This is a genomic window from uncultured Shewanella sp. (genome assembly GCF_947495455.1).
GTDB lineage: Bacteria > Pseudomonadota > Gammaproteobacteria > Enterobacterales > Shewanellaceae > Shewanella.
This window is the reverse complement of sequence record NZ_CANLZC010000003.1, coordinates 17,557-33,860: the sequence shown is the minus strand read 5'-3', so window position 1 is coordinate 33,860 and position 16,304 is coordinate 17,557. Positions and strand designations below refer to the sequence as shown.

At 47.4% G+C, this 16,304-nt stretch carries 8 protein-coding genes; all 8 read right to left on the bottom strand.

The window, feature by feature from the left end:
* Positions 1 to 173: 173 nt before the first annotated feature.
* Positions 174 to 545 (bottom strand): hypothetical protein, encoded by a 372-nt coding sequence (locus tag Q0791_RS01665; protein ID WP_299002141.1) that lies wholly within the window; start codon positions 543 to 545, stop codon positions 174 to 176.
* Positions 546 to 615: 70 nt separating this feature from the next.
* Positions 616 to 3,096 carry a GNAT family N-acetyltransferase gene (locus tag Q0791_RS01660; RefSeq protein WP_299002140.1) on the bottom strand — a complete coding sequence of 827 codons (2,481 nt, stop codon included), beginning with the start codon at positions 3,094 to 3,096 and terminating at the stop codon, positions 616 to 618.
* 21 nt (positions 3,097 to 3,117) lie between these two features.
* Positions 3,118 to 4,464, bottom strand: coding sequence for an ATP-binding protein (locus Q0791_RS01655; protein WP_299002139.1), 1,347 nt, complete (start codon positions 4,462 to 4,464; stop codon positions 3,118 to 3,120).
* A 121-nt stretch (positions 4,465 to 4,585) separates the two neighbouring features.
* Complete coding sequence (locus Q0791_RS01650; RefSeq protein ID WP_299002138.1) at positions 4,586 to 6,406, bottom strand: hypothetical protein; 1,821 nt, start codon at positions 6,404 to 6,406, stop codon at positions 4,586 to 4,588.
* On the bottom strand, positions 6,406 to 7,005 hold the full coding sequence (locus tag Q0791_RS01645; protein WP_299002137.1) for a DUF4255 domain-containing protein: 600 nt from the start codon (positions 7,003 to 7,005) through the stop codon (positions 6,406 to 6,408). The genes Q0791_RS01650 and Q0791_RS01645 overlap by 1 nt, the downstream gene beginning before the upstream one ends.
* Positions 6,998 to 9,907, bottom strand: coding sequence for a contractile injection system tape measure protein (locus Q0791_RS01640; RefSeq protein ID WP_299002135.1), 2,910 nt, complete (start codon positions 9,905 to 9,907; stop codon positions 6,998 to 7,000). The genes Q0791_RS01645 and Q0791_RS01640 overlap by 8 nt, the downstream gene beginning before the upstream one ends.
* 32 nt (positions 9,908 to 9,939) lie before the next feature.
* Complete coding sequence (locus tag Q0791_RS01635) at positions 9,940 to 14,247, bottom strand: hypothetical protein (protein WP_299002133.1); 4,308 nt, start codon at positions 14,245 to 14,247, stop codon at positions 9,940 to 9,942.
* A 211-nt stretch (positions 14,248 to 14,458) separates the two neighbouring features.
* Positions 14,459 to 16,297 carry a hypothetical protein gene (locus Q0791_RS01630; RefSeq protein WP_299002131.1) on the bottom strand — a complete coding sequence of 613 codons (1,839 nt, stop codon included), beginning with the start codon at positions 16,295 to 16,297 and terminating at the stop codon, positions 14,459 to 14,461.
* Positions 16,298 to 16,304: the final 7 nt, after the last annotated feature.

Below are 16,304 nucleotides of genomic sequence, written 5' to 3'. Positions count from 1 at the left end.
CCTATATATTGTTAATTGATTCATGTGTAATGGTGCTTCTTAGCAACTGATTCGGTGTTCGTCATAAATAAAAAGGTATAGTCGCATAGTTAATTTAGCCACCTAGTTAGAGGTGTGGTTGACCATTACAATCATGCACCTCTGGGGTCAGGTCTTGTTTCTTGCAAATCCCACTATGCCCCCACCTTTAACTTCGCCGAAACATCGCTAACTTCTAAAATATTGCCGTAGGTATCTTGCGCCACATCTTTTTCAAGTAAACATTTTGTATTGTTAATCAACTTAGTATCCGGCTTAGGTTCCAACTTAATACTGGAGGTCACCGGGGTAATGGGTACCGGCGGGCTGCCCGCTGCGGCGCCACCCATATAGATCAATGACACATCGGCTGCCAACAGAGCCGGGCCTTTTTCTGTTTTTATCTTAAGCGCAGGTTCGGTTAACGGGCCCACTAAAATTGACCAGGCGCCAGATCCATTGGTATCAGCAGCAAGCTTTGTCTGGGATAATTGCACAGCAACGGCTGTGGCCACGTTTTGAGGCATAATAGGTCCTTGTTGTTAATTTAAGTCACAGGCTTAACTTTTACAAAATAAGTTAACTGATTCCGACTTGTTACTGCGCGCTTGTGGTGAGATCTGATGAAACTTGCTGTTTAAGCTGTAAAATAAAATCAGCCTCTCGCTCTTTGTGGTCTAATGGCAAAGCATAAAACAGCTCTTGTTCAACCCCCTGTCCTTTAGTTAAGTCCAAAGGCACAAAGCCCAGCTTTTCTAATATGCGCATAGACGCACCATTGTGGTGCCAAACCGAGGTAATTAAGGCATTCAAGACTTGAGGCTGTGCAATCGCCCGTGCCTGCTCGATACATAGGGCTACCGCTTGCGTGCCAAACCCCATGCCCTGGTAGTCGGTACCTATCCAAAACGAGAAATAAGCGGTTTTTATTCTCTGCTCTGGTTTGACAAAGTTAAATTCCAGCGCCGTGACTCCCACCAGCCCAAGTTCAGCATGGATCACCCCGTAATGTACACTCTGGACTTGCTTCGACTCTTGTTGCCACTCGGTAATGACTGATTGCACTTGGCTGAGCGATGTCAGCGCAAGGCCGCGCAACATAGCAGCGGTATATTGATGCCGATATTGCAGATAAAACTCCGCGCCGTGGTGCGCGGCCAATGGCCGCAAAACAAGATAAGCCTCGCTATCAGTCGAACAGAAAAAATACCGACTCATTTCACCTTGTGCTTGGCTATCTTTGATGGTTTGCGCCAGCTGTTGAACCTGTTTATCCTTCGGGGTTAGTTCAAGTGCATACGCGCTGGTTTTCATCGCCAAATCATCTTCAGCTGTCGCCTGAGCGCATAATGCCAAATTGTGCAGCGCCGCCGTGCTCTCACCATACCAGTGCAGGCAAGAGATAAAACAGGCTTTCGCTAGACTCCAGTGACTTAAGTCTATGGCCAGCAAGCCCAGCTGAAAGGCAAAATCACCCTGCTCGCCTATGGGTATATAGGCTTGCCATACCTTGCTTAGCAAGGCGCACCAGTCCAGCCTGTTATCCACTGATACTCCCTGACTCAGCAAGTTAGGTAAAAACAGCGCTAAGACTTTAGGATCATATTCACTTAGGCGAATATAGGCCTGTTGCTGCGCCTCGCTCAGCACCTCCCTGGCGCCGTGCAGGCTGCGTTTAATCACAAAGAAATCGTCGGGGTTATAATCAAGCAAGCTGTTTTCACAGGCCTGGTGGGTTAAAGGCCAGGCTTTATTCGATACTGCTGTGCGGGTACCCGAAGTGATCGCCAGATTAAATACCAGCCCCTTGCCCCTGTGTTTTATCGAACGGGCCAGCGCCTGTTGACGGTCCAGCCACAAGTTAATGCTGTGAAAGTTTACCGGCTGTGAAAAGTGCTGCCGCTGCCATGTACCGGGTAAACCGAGATCAGCCAGTTCACTGAGCTGGTTTTGGCCAAAATCGCTACTGAGCAGCAGCATACCCTGTGGCAGTGATTGCTGTAACTTATAGAGGCAGGCAAGTGCGCCTGTTGGCAACATCAGGGGCTGACTGTGTAAACGGGTTGAATAATAATTTAACTGATGGCTTAGGTCTGCGCTCAGCGCCTCGGGCTGAGAGTTAAGCCAGTGGGCAACACTCGGCTGCTTTTGCCAGCGATAGTACAACTGTGTTTCAGCCTGCGCTTTTTCTTGGGATTGTTCTTGGGATCCTTGTTCGCCCTCTTGTTGTGATTGAATGTCATCAGGCAAGGGGCCGGTCTCAATTGCGACTTCCCCCTGATAGAGCTCGCCATAGTGCAAATACACTAATTCCTGCGGCAGGCTGTCCAACACATAGTTAGCGATCACTATCGGTGGGTTGCTGCAGGATAGCACCGACGCAATATCTATCACTTCTGTCTTCGTCACATCAACTGGTACGTCAACTTCTGCGTTTTGAGCCAGTATATTATAGTGAATCACTTTAGCGCGGCCGTCCGCCAAGTCCTGTTGCAGATAAGGATGGGCCGCCATAAAGGCACAGTTTTTTTCACTGAAATCACTGAGCAGGTAGCACAGCTGCAATTCAGCCAAGCCGTACTGCCGCATTATCACTTCCAGCTGCCGCAACAGCTGAATGGCAAAACGACCGGAGCCTGCGCCTAACTCAAGCACATATATCGGCAGCTCAGAGTCAATGGCACCATTTTGCAGCCCGTCCATAACAAAATGTACCAGTATATCGGCGTAGGCCTTCACAAGACTGGGAGTATTGGCAATATAATGCGGCAACTGATTTTGCTGCCAGACGGCAGGTCCTTGCTTTTGATAATAGGCATTTTGCAAGCGCCAGATTTCAGACTGAGAAAAGGCTGAAAAATCCAAGGAGCCCGAGTCCCCCGCTAACGGGGTGTCCTGAGGCGAAGGAAATAATCCTGCCACCTGCAATGGTGCGGGCTCGTCTGGCTCGCTCGTTTCATTGGTGTTCTGGCTGTTTTGCTGTTTTTTGTCGGCGCTATTATTTACAACTCTGGTCTTTTCGGCCCTAGTCTTTTCAAAGAAGGCCGCCAGCGCCTGTTTATTATTCGCTGCCATCATGTACTCCCTATTAACCTATTATTAGCTCGGCAAACTGCGGTGTTGTTTGGCGTATTCGCGGCGGATCCCCTCAATGAGATCATCATATAAAATTTCCTCACTGCTGCGCTGCATGGCCATCAAACTGGCGTAGCGAATGACATTATTCATCGCTCCACCAGCCAGATCAAAACGTTGACCCAGCTCGTTAAAGTGGATGTTGGACTCAAAATGCCAATCAGGGCCAAATAAGCTGCGCCATAAACGGGTTCTGTGTTTAGCGTCCGGCACAGGAAAATAGACGATTGACTGAAAGCGGCGGATAAAAGCAGGGTCGATATTCTCTTTCAGGTTGGTTGCCAAAATAACCGTGGTAGTACAAGTTTCTATTCGCTGCAGCAAATACCCCACCTGCTGATTAGCACTGCGATCATTAGCGTTACCGACCGAGGTACGCTGGTTAAAAAGCGCTTCTGCTTCATCAAAAAACAGCAGCCATTGATTGGCTTCTGCCTGTTTAAAAACTTGCTCTAGGTTTTTCTCTGTTTCACCTATGTATTTAGACACCAACTGAGAGAGGTCGACCCGATAGGTTTTAAGTCCGACCTGCTTGCCCAATAAGCTGGCGGTTAACGATTTACCCGTACCAGACGGCCCATAAAATAAACAGCGATATCCCTGATAAATATCCTGAGCCATCACGCCATTTCTGCCCTGTGCCCTATGCTGCCAGTCCCCTCGTAGCTTTAGCCAGGCCATCAGCTCTTTTAATTGAAACTCAGTACTTGCCGGCAACACCAGGTTTGACCAGGTCAAGGAACTGTCTATTTCTCTGGCTGGAAACTCTAGGCTTAATTGTGCCTGTGGTTGACCCGTTAAGAGCTGCGCCAGTGCAGTTTCACTTAATTGCAGCTTATTGTGACTCTTAGGAGCATCACTGGCTGTGCCTTCTTGCAAAATATCCTGATTAAACAAGCGGCTATTGGGGTCAAATAAGGGATAAAGTGCAAACTGGGCGCGCACATCATTGCCGCTCAGGACAAAAAGTGCGGTGCGCCTGTCGGGAATAAAACCGTTAAAGCTGCCCACCTGATAGCCGCCAAACTCAGAAAAGCTGCGTTCGGTATGGGTATTTTTAACTAAAAAGGCATCAAACACCTGAGGTTTAATCTCAGGTGCCAGTGCCATAATCAAAATCAAGCGCTCTTGCTCTGATAAGTTATGTTTGACTAAAAAGGTCGCATAATCATCCGCTTCGTCAGGATGAAAATCCGGTGCAGCCGGAAGGCCATGATAGGTCCGCTCTGAATTTAAGAACTCCTCTACCCGATACTCGACACAATGTTCCAGCCAGGCGAGATCCTGCTCAATTAAGGCATTATTTTTCATATTTCGATTATTCAATGTTTAAGATCACTCTCGGTTAATCACTGACATCGTTATTTGGTTAACAAAATGCAGTGACCGTTTAGGATTAGGGGTTGGTCTACTTGTACAGGGTTAAAATATATTAACGGCGGGGGCGACGTGTAGGCCCCAAATCTCTACGGCTTTGCTCAGGGCGGTGATATCTGTCGTCCTGGTAGTCTTGCTCCTGTGACAGCCTATAGCAGTCTTCCCCCTTGTCATACCCATATGGCTCCGGTGAAAAAGGAGCTGAGACTCGGCTATCTCTTTGCATCTCTGGGGGGGAATAAACACTGGCATCTCGCCTGTCTTCATAGTGATTTTTTGCATCTAAATTTTTTTCATCGACACTTTTCTTACCTTCATTATCTGCATAATGCGGCGATCGACGACTTTGCGATCCACTACTATATTCCAGGTTACCCATAGGCGCATTGCGCTCAACCTGCGGTTTATCCGAGCGAATATCATATCTGTGCGATGATGACGGGCCAAAGGGCGAGTGGCACGATGCATGGGGACGATATAAGTGACGGTGATCATCCTGCTCCGCATCCACAGTCACTTCAGCAATTAACTTGCCGTCTTCTTCAATAAAACGAAGTGACTTTTGAGATAGCCTAGGCAGGCGGGCAATTCTGCATTCATGGGCATAACAGTCACAATAGCCGTGATGAAGATCACAACACCAACGGCCCCGATCCCAATACCCTTGGTGATGGAGGTGCCAAGGAGTCTGGTGGTCTGCTGGGGAAGATGAATAGGCTTGAGGAGAAGCATTATCACGCCTATGAGGGTGATAATGTCTTCGACCCTGATGTCCTCGGCCTCGATTGCCACCGCCATAGTGATTACTATGATGGCAGTGCTGATCCGGGTAATGATCGCAACAATCAGGCTCACTATGGCAATGGCAGTGGCATTGACAGCAATAGGCATAGACACAAGTTTGATACAGTTCAAAAGGCGCCAGAGGTTCATCTAGGTGAATAGCCCGATTGCTGGTAAAGACAATATCTGAATGACAGTGATCCACCACCTGATACTCAGGCTCAAAACCTACCGAAGGATCGATACTGTATACAGACAGGCCCGAATGGGAAAGCAGCTCCTGAGTATTCACTCGGTAGCGCCAGTAAAATTCAAAGCGACTGAAATACAGTCCCCAGTTTTTTTCATTGATAAACTGAATGGGCTTCTGCTCAGGCTCGCTGGTTTGCGCGCTCTGACGATAGTTAATCACCTGATATTCAGAGTCTACTCCCTGATGTAAAAAGACATGAAATACCGCCACCGGCACGCGGCGGGCAAAAGAAGCCGGACAAACATAATAATCCTGTACGCCATCCATATCCTGCCACTGATATCGGCCGGGCGTTAACCCTGCTAAAGATACAGTATATCGCCAAGTTTCAACGTCAATATGCAGCCTATCCGCCAGCGACACTACCCGCCCTTGTGCGTCCCAAAGGCGATGAAGCTGATCCTTAACCGTTCGCCCACTTAACTGGCCAAGCGCTATCGGTAGCCTTAGCTGAGTCGTTATACCCGAAGTTTGTTTTAGTGCCAGACTAAATACCTGAGTACCGTCGAGATTATCGAAGTAATAGATAAACTGGCCTGGAGTTTCTTCTGGTAAAAACGAGTCTTGATAAAAGTCTTGCACTCGAGAAAATACCGCAAAAGATAAACGGTTTTCCGGCTGTGTCACCGGCGTATGCAAGCGATTATCGTCAAACACCTCATCTGCCGACGCCGCCACACCAAACCCTTCATCGTTTTGGTAAAAATCAAACTTAAGGTTCTTCATCAGGGCTCGACATTCAAATATCGGCTCTACGTCAAACAGGTTGCGGTTGGCCTTGGGATAAAGACTGTGTTTCAAGGTTAAAAAGAATAAATTTTGATAATTTAAGGTAGCCATTAATCCTGCTCCTCTTTTTGTCCCTCTGAAAACTTCATCGACTTCATCACAGGCTTAACCCGCTTGTCGTTGATATCCTGAATACGCACCATACGCAGGCGATACACCACAGATGGCAAGTACCTCAAGCCGATCATACTCCAGATATAGTGCTGCTGCTCCAAAGGTAACGTGTTGATCTCCATATGCAAAGGCATAGGTTCCAGCTCAGCATCTTGCGGTTCAAACACCAGATTGGTTTGTGACTGAAAACACTGGATCACATAGGAAATATGTTTCAGGCTCTCCTGATAATTGGAAAAATTAGCGGTGAAGATCAGCTGTAAATTAACGTCAACCGGCTTATGGAGAAATACCGCCTGCTCAGGAGTGCCAGCATTGCTTTGCTTCATGGGCACGTTAGGTCCTGCACGAAAGGTTCGCTCATGCTCAATGTTTAACAGGCTTAAACCCAGCCGCTCAATGGGGATTTGGGTTTTGCCGGCATCGTCAACAAAGGTGGTCAGCACCACTTTTTCGTCACCAAGTGCATTGCCTATCTGCTCTGTAATATAGCTCTCAGCGGTTTCTTTTATAAAATCCAATACATTTTCAATCATGGGTACTCCACTCGACATGTAAGTGAGATGACATCCAGGGTAAAACCACAGTTTCATAGGGCCAGGGCAAGGTATTTAACAACACATCTTGCAGTTGAGGTTTGACTTGCAGCCGATAACCGCTGGCCTGTTCGATTAAGCTGCCTTGTCGTTTAAAAAACAGTCGCTGTATTTGCTCTGAGGACTGTGCCACCGGGGCGGGCCAATGCTGCGCCAACTGAGTAAATAATTGATTGACTGCATTGCTTTCCTGTTCACTGAGTTCAATTTCGTCATCTATCACAGAATCAGCAGGCAAATTCAGCAGTATGTTGATTAGCGGGCAACAGGCAGCAACAGGCTCTGCTTTGCCATGGCACAGTTGATATAACCAATACGCTGCCCGCTCGTGAAATGTTGACTGCTTAAATTGCTGCTCTTTATTCAGCCATTGCAACTGGGTAAATAGTTGGCTCAGATAGGGCCATATGATCACCAGCCCCGACTCTCCTACTGGCAGGTGGGTCTTGGTCTCGCCGGGATTAGTATTCTCTTGCTCCTTTATTAGCGGGAGTCTTGAGTCCCCAGTTGGCGAAACATCTACAAGGGGAACCTCAGCTTCTTTTTTCGGGGTTAATAATTGCAGGCCCAAGGCGTAAACTGGCGCAGTTGACATAGAGGTTTGAGACTCCAGCTGTTGTAACCTGGTCAAAGCATCTTCAATGAATGTCGGATCTGGGGTGTGTTGATAACGCTGTGCTGCCGTCAGTATGCTCTCAAGGCTCTCGATTAACTGCAACAAAGCCGAACATAGTTTGTTAAACTGGCTGATATTTTCAGCTGAGCTGGTGTCGTCTGCATCAAGGTTAACAATCGCTGAATGTCCCGCAAATGAATCTTGCATTTGCCGGCCCAACTGCAGCCAATAGCTTCGCTCAGCTTCCAAAATCATCACACTCGCCAAGGCCATGTCATGGACATTCATGATTGCCTGCTCAAGCTTTATCAGGCTTTGCTGCGTTCCCTCTAAGCCGAACGCTGAGCCTTCTATATCCGCCAAAACCTGAATGACTGCCGCCTTCAAGATGACAACCCAAGCTTTTTGTACCTGTATACTCGCTAAAGCTGACTCCTTGGTACAGACTTTCGCATCCTGCGATGAAAACAAGCTCATTTGTGCATGCCATTTATCAACTTCACGCTTCAATGCCTGCTGTAACTCATGCAGATTTAAACAGGCTATATCCACCCGTTCAGGCTCGCCCGTTAAGGCGCTATTTTGACTATGTGTTTGAGTATGGGTTTGACTATGGGTTTGCTCCATTTGGTTTACGTACTGAAGACAGGTATTAATAATACCGTCCACATCTGCATATAACTCATCATCCAGCGGCTGTTGATGAACGCCAGTTGCCAGCCCTCCAAAACAGCTCTTGATGCTGTTTAACATTTCCAGCCAGGCAGCCTGATAGCGCTTTAATTCGGGGTTATTCAGCACTGCTTGCTGAAGGTTTTTTGATACTTGCTCCAAGCCATTAACAAGCTTGGCAAAAACCGTCTGCATTTGCTCTTGATTAGTTAAATATTGTGAGCCAGGCTCTTCCTCTTTACCGAAGGAGGAATTAAAAAGCTTCAATATCTCTGCCTTGGCGCTTTGCAACTCAAGCTGCAAACGCTGGCAATATTCACTCAAACGGTTTAAAAATCCTTGCTGACTAATATTGTTTTCCTGGGTGCGCTTTTCATCCACAGCATGTGTAAGGATAGCTTCATCCAGTCGGCCATATTTTTTGTACAATGTGTCAAATTCAGCCAGTTTTACGCTTAGCCGCTCCTGTTCACTTTTGTTATCACCTCTTTTCTCATCATCAAGCTGCCTTTGCTCGGCTAAATAAGCTTGCATACTCGATTGTGACACTGAAAATAGCCGTGCGAACAAATAAGTCACAGTATCCAGGCTCAATTTTTCAACTAAGTAGCGGCAATAATCACTTCGGTTAAGTCTGGGCAACACAAGCAGCCGCAACCAGCCGATATCCTTTTCAGACAAGGCACACAGCCAGTTTTCCACACAAACCAACTGTTCGCTGGAGACCTTTTTTTCCTGTAAAAAAAGTGATGTCAGGATCCAAGGATCTCTCGGTGTGTGAGCTTGAAGCGCCTGCCCTAATGCTGCCAACACTTTATAGCGCTGTTCAACATTCGATAATGGCGTTTTCCCCAGGCCAGCGCACATATCAAGGAGTTCAGCTAAAACCTCTGTCGGCGCAATAAGCGCTATCACTTGCTTGAGCAACTTGTTTGTACATATGCTCTCAAATCTTTTTTGAGCGACTTGATAACACAAGGTCTTTGTTAATACCTTCACGATATCATCGCCAGCGCTTTCAACAAACCGCGTCAAAAGTTCGGTCAACAGAGACAAATCGCGATAAACACGGGCAAGGTAACCGGTAAGCAGGTAATGCGCTAAATCATCGAGGGAAAACTCGCTGTGTTTATTGCTTTGCTCAGCTACCTTCAGGCGATGTAAATTCAGCTCTTGCTCAAAGGTTGCTGAGGCTAAAGCATCATTCTCAACTTGCAAAGCAACTAATTCAGCCCTGTCAGACAGTTGCCTGATAACGCTCTGGGTGAAATATTGGCTTAAGCTATCGGGTGAAATTTCTCCTACATCCAGTTCAATAGCTTTACCTCGGGGTAAACTGAGTTGATTATCCTTCAACCACAGCTTAAGCTGCGGCAGAAAACGCTGTTTGGCAAATTGTTGAAAACGTGTTTGCGCTAAATTCGATCGCGCACCGCAGTCAAATTCAACATTGATTATTATTTCATCTATCATAAATTGGCAGGCTTTTACTGAATATTGATTAGGGGAAGCCCCCACTCTGGCACACTTAGCCACACTCTCAACCAAATGCATAAGCCACAGCAAGAGCGGGGGCTGGGACGTGGCTAAAAACTCCACTTGCGATCAAGGTGCTGAGTTACCGACTTGATAGTCTCTTCCTCCAGCACCTGTTCAAACAACAACACCTCTTTGATATGGCCATAAAAAGGCGCTCCCTGGTGGAATGAGCCGCCGATTTTAAGGCCGGTGATTCGAGTAAAATTCACCTGTTCAAGTAAATTTTTTGCATCGGCTTGTTCACCGTCGAGATAAAGTGCGCAGTCACCGAATGCAGCGTCCAAAGTCAGCGCAGCAGTGTGACTTGTATGCCAGTTATGCAAAGAGGAAGACAATGTCGTTTGTACGCCATATCTATGGCCTACTCCCGCCAGCAGGGAGCCTTCACTGCCGATACTCAAGCCCATATCATTGTATTCCCCCGGGCAATCTAATGAGACTAACCCTGCCCCTTTGGCCCAGTGGTCATCAGCCGTTACCCCTTTAATGTTAAGTAAAAAACGATAGACATCCTGACTAATCAACCCCAGCTCGTCATCAAGTCCCTGGCGTGCCTGCTCAGCACTTACCCTAATGGCGGCACTGTTACTTTCGCTGCCTTGTATTTCTATCCAGGCTTTGTCAATTAAATGCTGCCATAGCTGAGTATGCTCAGTAAACTCAGCTTCCAACTCGGCACGTAAAATGGGCCGTACGCCGTCAGACTGGAAACGCACAATCAAGGTCAGGTTTTGCTGTTCTAACTCACTCACCAAAAGGCTCTGCTCGCTGGTGAAATTCACCACCTTAACCCCGTCATCTGCCATGAAAACCGGTGCCGGCGTACCGTTTTGTGAACGAGCCGTCAACCTGGCTTTTAAATGGGTATCCGCCGGATTCAAGCGCTTATCACGCCAACCTTGAATAACCTGCTCATCATCCGTTTGCATCATTGCCAACTGCAAGGCATCTAAATGCAAAATAGGTTGAGCCAGAGTATCAACCCCGGTTTGGTCCAGTTGCCATTTATTGCCAAGGAACAGTGCCAACTGCTGACGCCTTGCATCACTCAGAACATTTGAATATGCCGCAAACTCTAACAACAGACCTGAAAAACCTGAAGCTTGCTCATGCTCCTGACTTAAACGCCAGCTGCCGTGCGCAGCTGAAAAGATCTGCTGTCCGTTGGCAGGTAAGGTATAACGGTACTGTTCATTTATCATCACCAGAATGTCATCGCCCTGGGCTGGTTGCTGTATAAACAAGTGAATCCAGGGAGCCAGCGGCAAGGGAAGCGAAAACGCCTGCTCTGCCACATCAATAATTAGGCTATCCTTGTGCACCCGCAGGACTGTGCCTTGCTCAGTGCTAAGCACATTACCCTCTGCCTCAAGGGTAAAGACTAAAAAGGCGGCCTGAACAGGCTCATGCAATACTGGCGTATTAATCACCAGTGCTGAGTTATTCAGTTTAAGCCCAGTATTGCCAGCCACCGCCTGATAGATCACTTCGGGCCGCTTCTCCGGCGAGCTGGGTTCTAGGCTCACATCTAAGAGGTGCGGACTTTGCCAATCCACAAAGTCCCCCGAAGGTGTAAGTGTATAGCCGCCTTGTTCGGCGGCATCAAAATGAACAAAGGGGCGCTGCAATGCATGCACTTCACTACTGACCAAATGCCATTTATCCATCAAACCCGTAGTCAGCGAATGCAGCAAGTCGCCTTTAGCGGCGTAATTTAACCAAACCACTTCGTGCATATTGATGTCGCCTAACCATAAACCGGACACATTCTGCTCCGCGCCAAGGTACAGAACGACAGGTTCGCTGCTGACAATACCATTGAGGTGACATTGCAGGGTGTAACCGCCATTTTTTGCATCCTGTTCATACACCAGACAGATTAAATGTGGACTCATCTGATCGACCCCATGTTGCCAAACCGCTGTAGCATTGATTTGCAGGATCAATTCTTGCTCGGCCACGGTGAGCAACACCGATGGAAAGCCATTTTCACCAACCAGTTCAAACAAGGTTTGCTGCGCACTTTGCCAAGACAGCGCCAGCATCACACTCCAGGTATTGCTTGTCGGCAGGGGCAGCATGACATCTTCCAACTGCGTCACGGCGGGCAAGCCCTGCCAGAATTCGGGTCGGTAAAGTGCGGCTTTCACCTGACCGTCCACATCGGTAAGTAGGACATTTTCTGCTACCGGGCTTAAATCAGGCCAGGTTATGACCTCGCTGCTGTCATCCGCAAAGCTCTGAGCACTCAGGTGCAGCCTGGGGCCGCGTTGTGCCACCAGCGCCATATGGGTAAGCAACTCTGTACGCGCCTGGTGATATTCTTCAGGTGCATTTGCCGTATATTTCAGCGTCAAAAAGTTCGCGTAGCTCTGCTTGAGCACATTAAGTTGCTCCTGACTGACTTGCACATAGCGGCAGCTTAAATGGCCGGGCAGCAACGCCATTAGGGTATGTTCCAAGGTACTGTCAAACCCTTCTAAAGTGGCAAAGCGCCCCATATTATTTGCGTAATAAAAGGTCAGGGAAAAACTGTAGGGATCCGAGCTGGTGTCCGTTAGCTGTTCAAAATAAGCATTCGCCAAAGAGTAAGCACTAAAATCAGAGCGCAATAATATATGCTCCACCATTAAACAGCTGTCCTGCTCCTCCTGTGACATGGCCAGTTTGCTAAACACATTAGCAGCGACACCATGCTGATTTAGGTTAAAGTTAAGCTTGCTCACGTCATCGTTGACCTCAAGTAAATTCACCCCCAAGGCCCGATTACGAGATAAAGTATCCAGATTTTTCAGATACGTCTGCTGGGCGTTAAAATAGTCATCTTGTTGCATATCAAGCAAAATACGATCGACAAACTGCTCATTAAAGCGCGCCAGCAAGTGGCCCACCAGACGCTGACGCCGATCAAGGTCTCGCTGCGGCTGTGCCTGTATTTGTGCTAACCAGTTAGGATCGGCAAGTTCACTGAAATCCAAATGCTGGCTGTCCTGCAAGACCTGACTCAGGTAGCTTACACTTGTGCTATCCTGATCGATACTCAGTTGACGGCCCACAGCGTTAATTTGCGCGGCAGAGTTCGCCAACAGCTGATCAAACATCAGAATAAACGCTTTTAACTGTTTAATCTGTGCTTTATGCGCACTGCCTGCGCCTGCAGGTGCCCCGTGTAAACTCAAGCCATAATTTTCCGGCAATAACGCTGCCAAGCTGCTTGTTAGGGGCGAGGCGTCGGCCGTCGATTCATCCTCTATTGATACCGGAGTGCTTAACAACGCATTTTGCACTTGCAGGTAGTCCGCTTCTTCATTGAGGCGGCTTAAATGTTGCTCCACCCGCTGCCTGTCAACATGAAGTTTTAGCCCTTGCTTAAATAAAGTGATCGGCTGATCCGCCAAGGGCGCCAGCCGCAACACTCGGCTGGCATCAAGGGGCATCACCCATTCATAGCTTTCCTCCCTGGAGGCATCTAAGCGATGTGAGGCCGCCAGGTATTTAATATTCGACACGCCGGATAATCCCAAAATGACAGGATTTATATCTGACAGCCTCAGCTCCTGAGGCCGGTTTTCCTCGCCCAGGTCTTCATCAAGCATTAAACCGTTTTTAAGCTTAGGCCCGGCATAGATATCCGCCATAGCATGCCCTTGAGCAAGTAACTGGCCCAGTGAATACTTAGGCACGCTAGGTTCAAGTTGCTGCTTTAAATCAAAATAAAGCTGGGCCAGGGTGAGCTCGGCATCCGCGTCTTCAACAAGTTCCAACTTGGCAAACAAATATAAAGGCTGAGTATCGAGCACCGTGATTGCGCCGTAATCCTCACTCAATGCGCGCGCCGAATGTAACTGCTCGCGCACGCGCTCAACCAGCTCCGCTTGACTAAGCGCCAAATCCGGTTCTGCCTCTATGCGAACGCCATGTATCCCCTTCAAAGTAAATGGCCTGTGCCCGGGAGCTGTTTGTAGGCCCAGACGGTTATGATCCTTATCGTAATAAATAGGTTCACTTAAATCTGCGCCGTCCACCACCCAGGCATTGCGCACACCTTCGATATCAATTAAAAACTTGCGACAATCTAAAGCGGTAAGGGGGTGAGTTGTTAAAATATCTTCCTGCTTAAAAAAGTGACGATACTGATCGCGCTTTGCATCCTTTGCCAAGAGTTGTTGAACAGGCGTGCTTGCATACTTGTTAAGGTGCTCAATACCGTAACAAAGGGTTTCAAATAAGGTAAGGCCGGGATCGGTTAAACTAAAATCGTCCCAAAGAGGGGCACTGATAGTGCGTAAATAGGCTAAGCCTTGTTCACGCAACAGTGACCAATCCACCTCATCATTTATGTTTAGTTCAGGCATGAATTTTTCCCATTAAAAGTATTGGGTCGATATTCGCTCTAACATATCCGTATTTTTTTCAGCTACATAAAAGCTGTAACTAACTGAACTTTAACGTCATCAACCATCTGATAACACATGAGTTAAATAGAAGTGAACATTCGGTTTCGAATATAGCGAAGCGAATATGCTATATACCCGTGATACTTAGATATACACAGGTAGAGATACATTATTCTGTTATTTTCATGATAAAATACAATGCATAATAGGGGGGTCTGTTTTCATGCGCTTTGGTAGTGCCATCACTATTACCACCGCTATAATTAATAGAATGGCTATGAGAACCATCAGTTTGTGTGGTGACGTCCCCATTGCTATCACCGTCAGTCATATCAAAGCGACTGCCGTCCCCACCGCCTTCCCCTCTTTTCTCTGAAATTATGTGACTATGACTCCCCCCTTCATCAATAGTATGTGTGTGTCTTGGCATTTCAGTGGTCGTAAGCCTAACTTCCTTCGATCCCCCCATATCTCCAACATCATAAGCACTGCCAGTGCTAACAATAAATCTATCTCTTAAATTAGGTGTTCCATTAGCCCCATTACAAATTGCCCACCCTGTTGGCATACTTGTACCAGACCACATAATAATTGCCCCTTTAGGCAAAGTATTGTGGACATATGCTTGCAAGCTGTTAGTTGTACTTGAAATAGCACCATCGATATAAGTTTTCACCGCTTGCTCTGTTGGTAAAGTTTTCTCGCTATTCTCACTAAAGGTCGCATCGTTTGAAAACTTATTTATGTACGTGCTACCTGCAAGTTTAAAATGGCCGTTAACTTCAGCATTCCCTTGCAAGAATAATGAATCGTTGGTTGTCGAATTCTTACCCACCACTAACTCTTGGGTGATATTCACCGCATCATGAATCTCCAGCTTATCGCTGGAATGCCCCGACTTTAGTGTGCCTTCGATGGTAATAATATCGTTATCAGCATCTCCTAGAGTGACATCACCCAGTACATGTTCAGCATCTTTGGCAATGACATTTCCGGTTACCGTTAACGCACCTGTAATGGTTAAATCATTATCTATGGTGGCAGAGCCTTTTATGGTGACATGATCCGTTACTTGATCACCTAAAGTCACATTCTGCTTAACCGTTAAGGTCTCATTTAATGTAGTATTACCATTAATGGTCACAGAATCTTCAGCAGCGATGCCAAGCTCCGTACTGCCGGTTACCGCAAGATTTTGCTTAATTTTAAGCGAATCATTCACTACGACTTTGGAGCTGGCATCCGGTACGGCAACAGACTGTATTTGAGCTGGCACAAATACGGTTTGCTGATCGCTTGCGCCAAGCTGGGTATCGGCATTAACAACTAAATTGCCCTGAATACTGGCATTTTTATCCCCCGGATCAAATGTGCCGCCGACATTAAGGCCGCCGTTAATGGCCACTTTAGCAAGCGAAGCGCTGTAGCCTATTCCTACGTTGCCATCGTTTTTAATGACAAATGGGCTATCGTCTTCGCTTTTATCATCGACTCGAAAGCTGTCCTGCTCACCGCTATTGGTCAGGTGAAACACTGCCCCCGGCGCTAACGTGCCCAAGCCCATAGCCCCAGTACTGTCAATAATAAATGGCGAGGTATCCCCCACCTCATCATCAATACGAATGCAATCCTGACTGCCGAGCTGGCTGATATGCAAGCGGGCACCGGGCTGCTCAGTACTTAAGCCCACATTGCCGTATTCATGATCGATAAATAACCGACTGCTGCCATTGGCGCTAAAATTTAATCCGGTTTGTTCCGGCTGACCATCAACCGCTTGTGAAATACGCCACTGCGGGTTCCACTCGTTATCACAGAAATCCAATACATGGTTGTATTCACCCCGCCCCCTGATTTTTATGGGCTGCAGCGCATCTTCCGGCATATCTAGGCCGTCATCGAGCACATTAACGCTTGAGCGAATAAGCTCAGCGAAGTCTGCGCCCGTTGGAATCGCGCCCTGACGAAACTTATCATATAATTGAAAACGGCTTTTTTTATTGGTCATAGTGATC

Excerpts from the sequence above, each read along its gene's own strand:
- Q0791_RS01630 (WP_299002131.1), bottom strand. The coding sequence starts at position 16,297 with ATGACCAATAAAAAAAGCCGTTTTCAATTATATGATAAGTTTCGTCAG.
- Q0791_RS01665 (WP_299002141.1), bottom strand. The coding sequence starts at position 545 with ATGCCTCAAAACGTGGCCACAGCCGTTGCTGTGCAATTATCCCAGACA.
- Q0791_RS01640 (WP_299002135.1), bottom strand. The coding sequence starts at position 9,907 with ATGCATTTGGTTGAGAGTGTGGCTAAGTGTGCCAGAGTGGGGGCTTCC.
- Q0791_RS01660 (WP_299002140.1), bottom strand. The coding sequence starts at position 3,096 with ATGATGGCAGCGAATAATAAACAGGCGCTGGCGGCCTTCTTTGAAAAG.
- Q0791_RS01650 (WP_299002138.1), bottom strand. The coding sequence starts at position 6,406 with ATGGCTACCTTAAATTATCAAAATTTATTCTTTTTAACCTTGAAACAC.
- Q0791_RS01645 (WP_299002137.1), bottom strand. The coding sequence starts at position 7,005 with ATGATTGAAAATGTATTGGATTTTATAAAAGAAACCGCTGAGAGCTAT.
- Q0791_RS01655 (WP_299002139.1), bottom strand. The coding sequence starts at position 4,464 with ATGAAAAATAATGCCTTAATTGAGCAGGATCTCGCCTGGCTGGAACAT.
- Q0791_RS01635 (WP_299002133.1), bottom strand. The coding sequence starts at position 14,247 with ATGCCTGAACTAAACATAAATGATGAGGTGGATTGGTCACTGTTGCGT.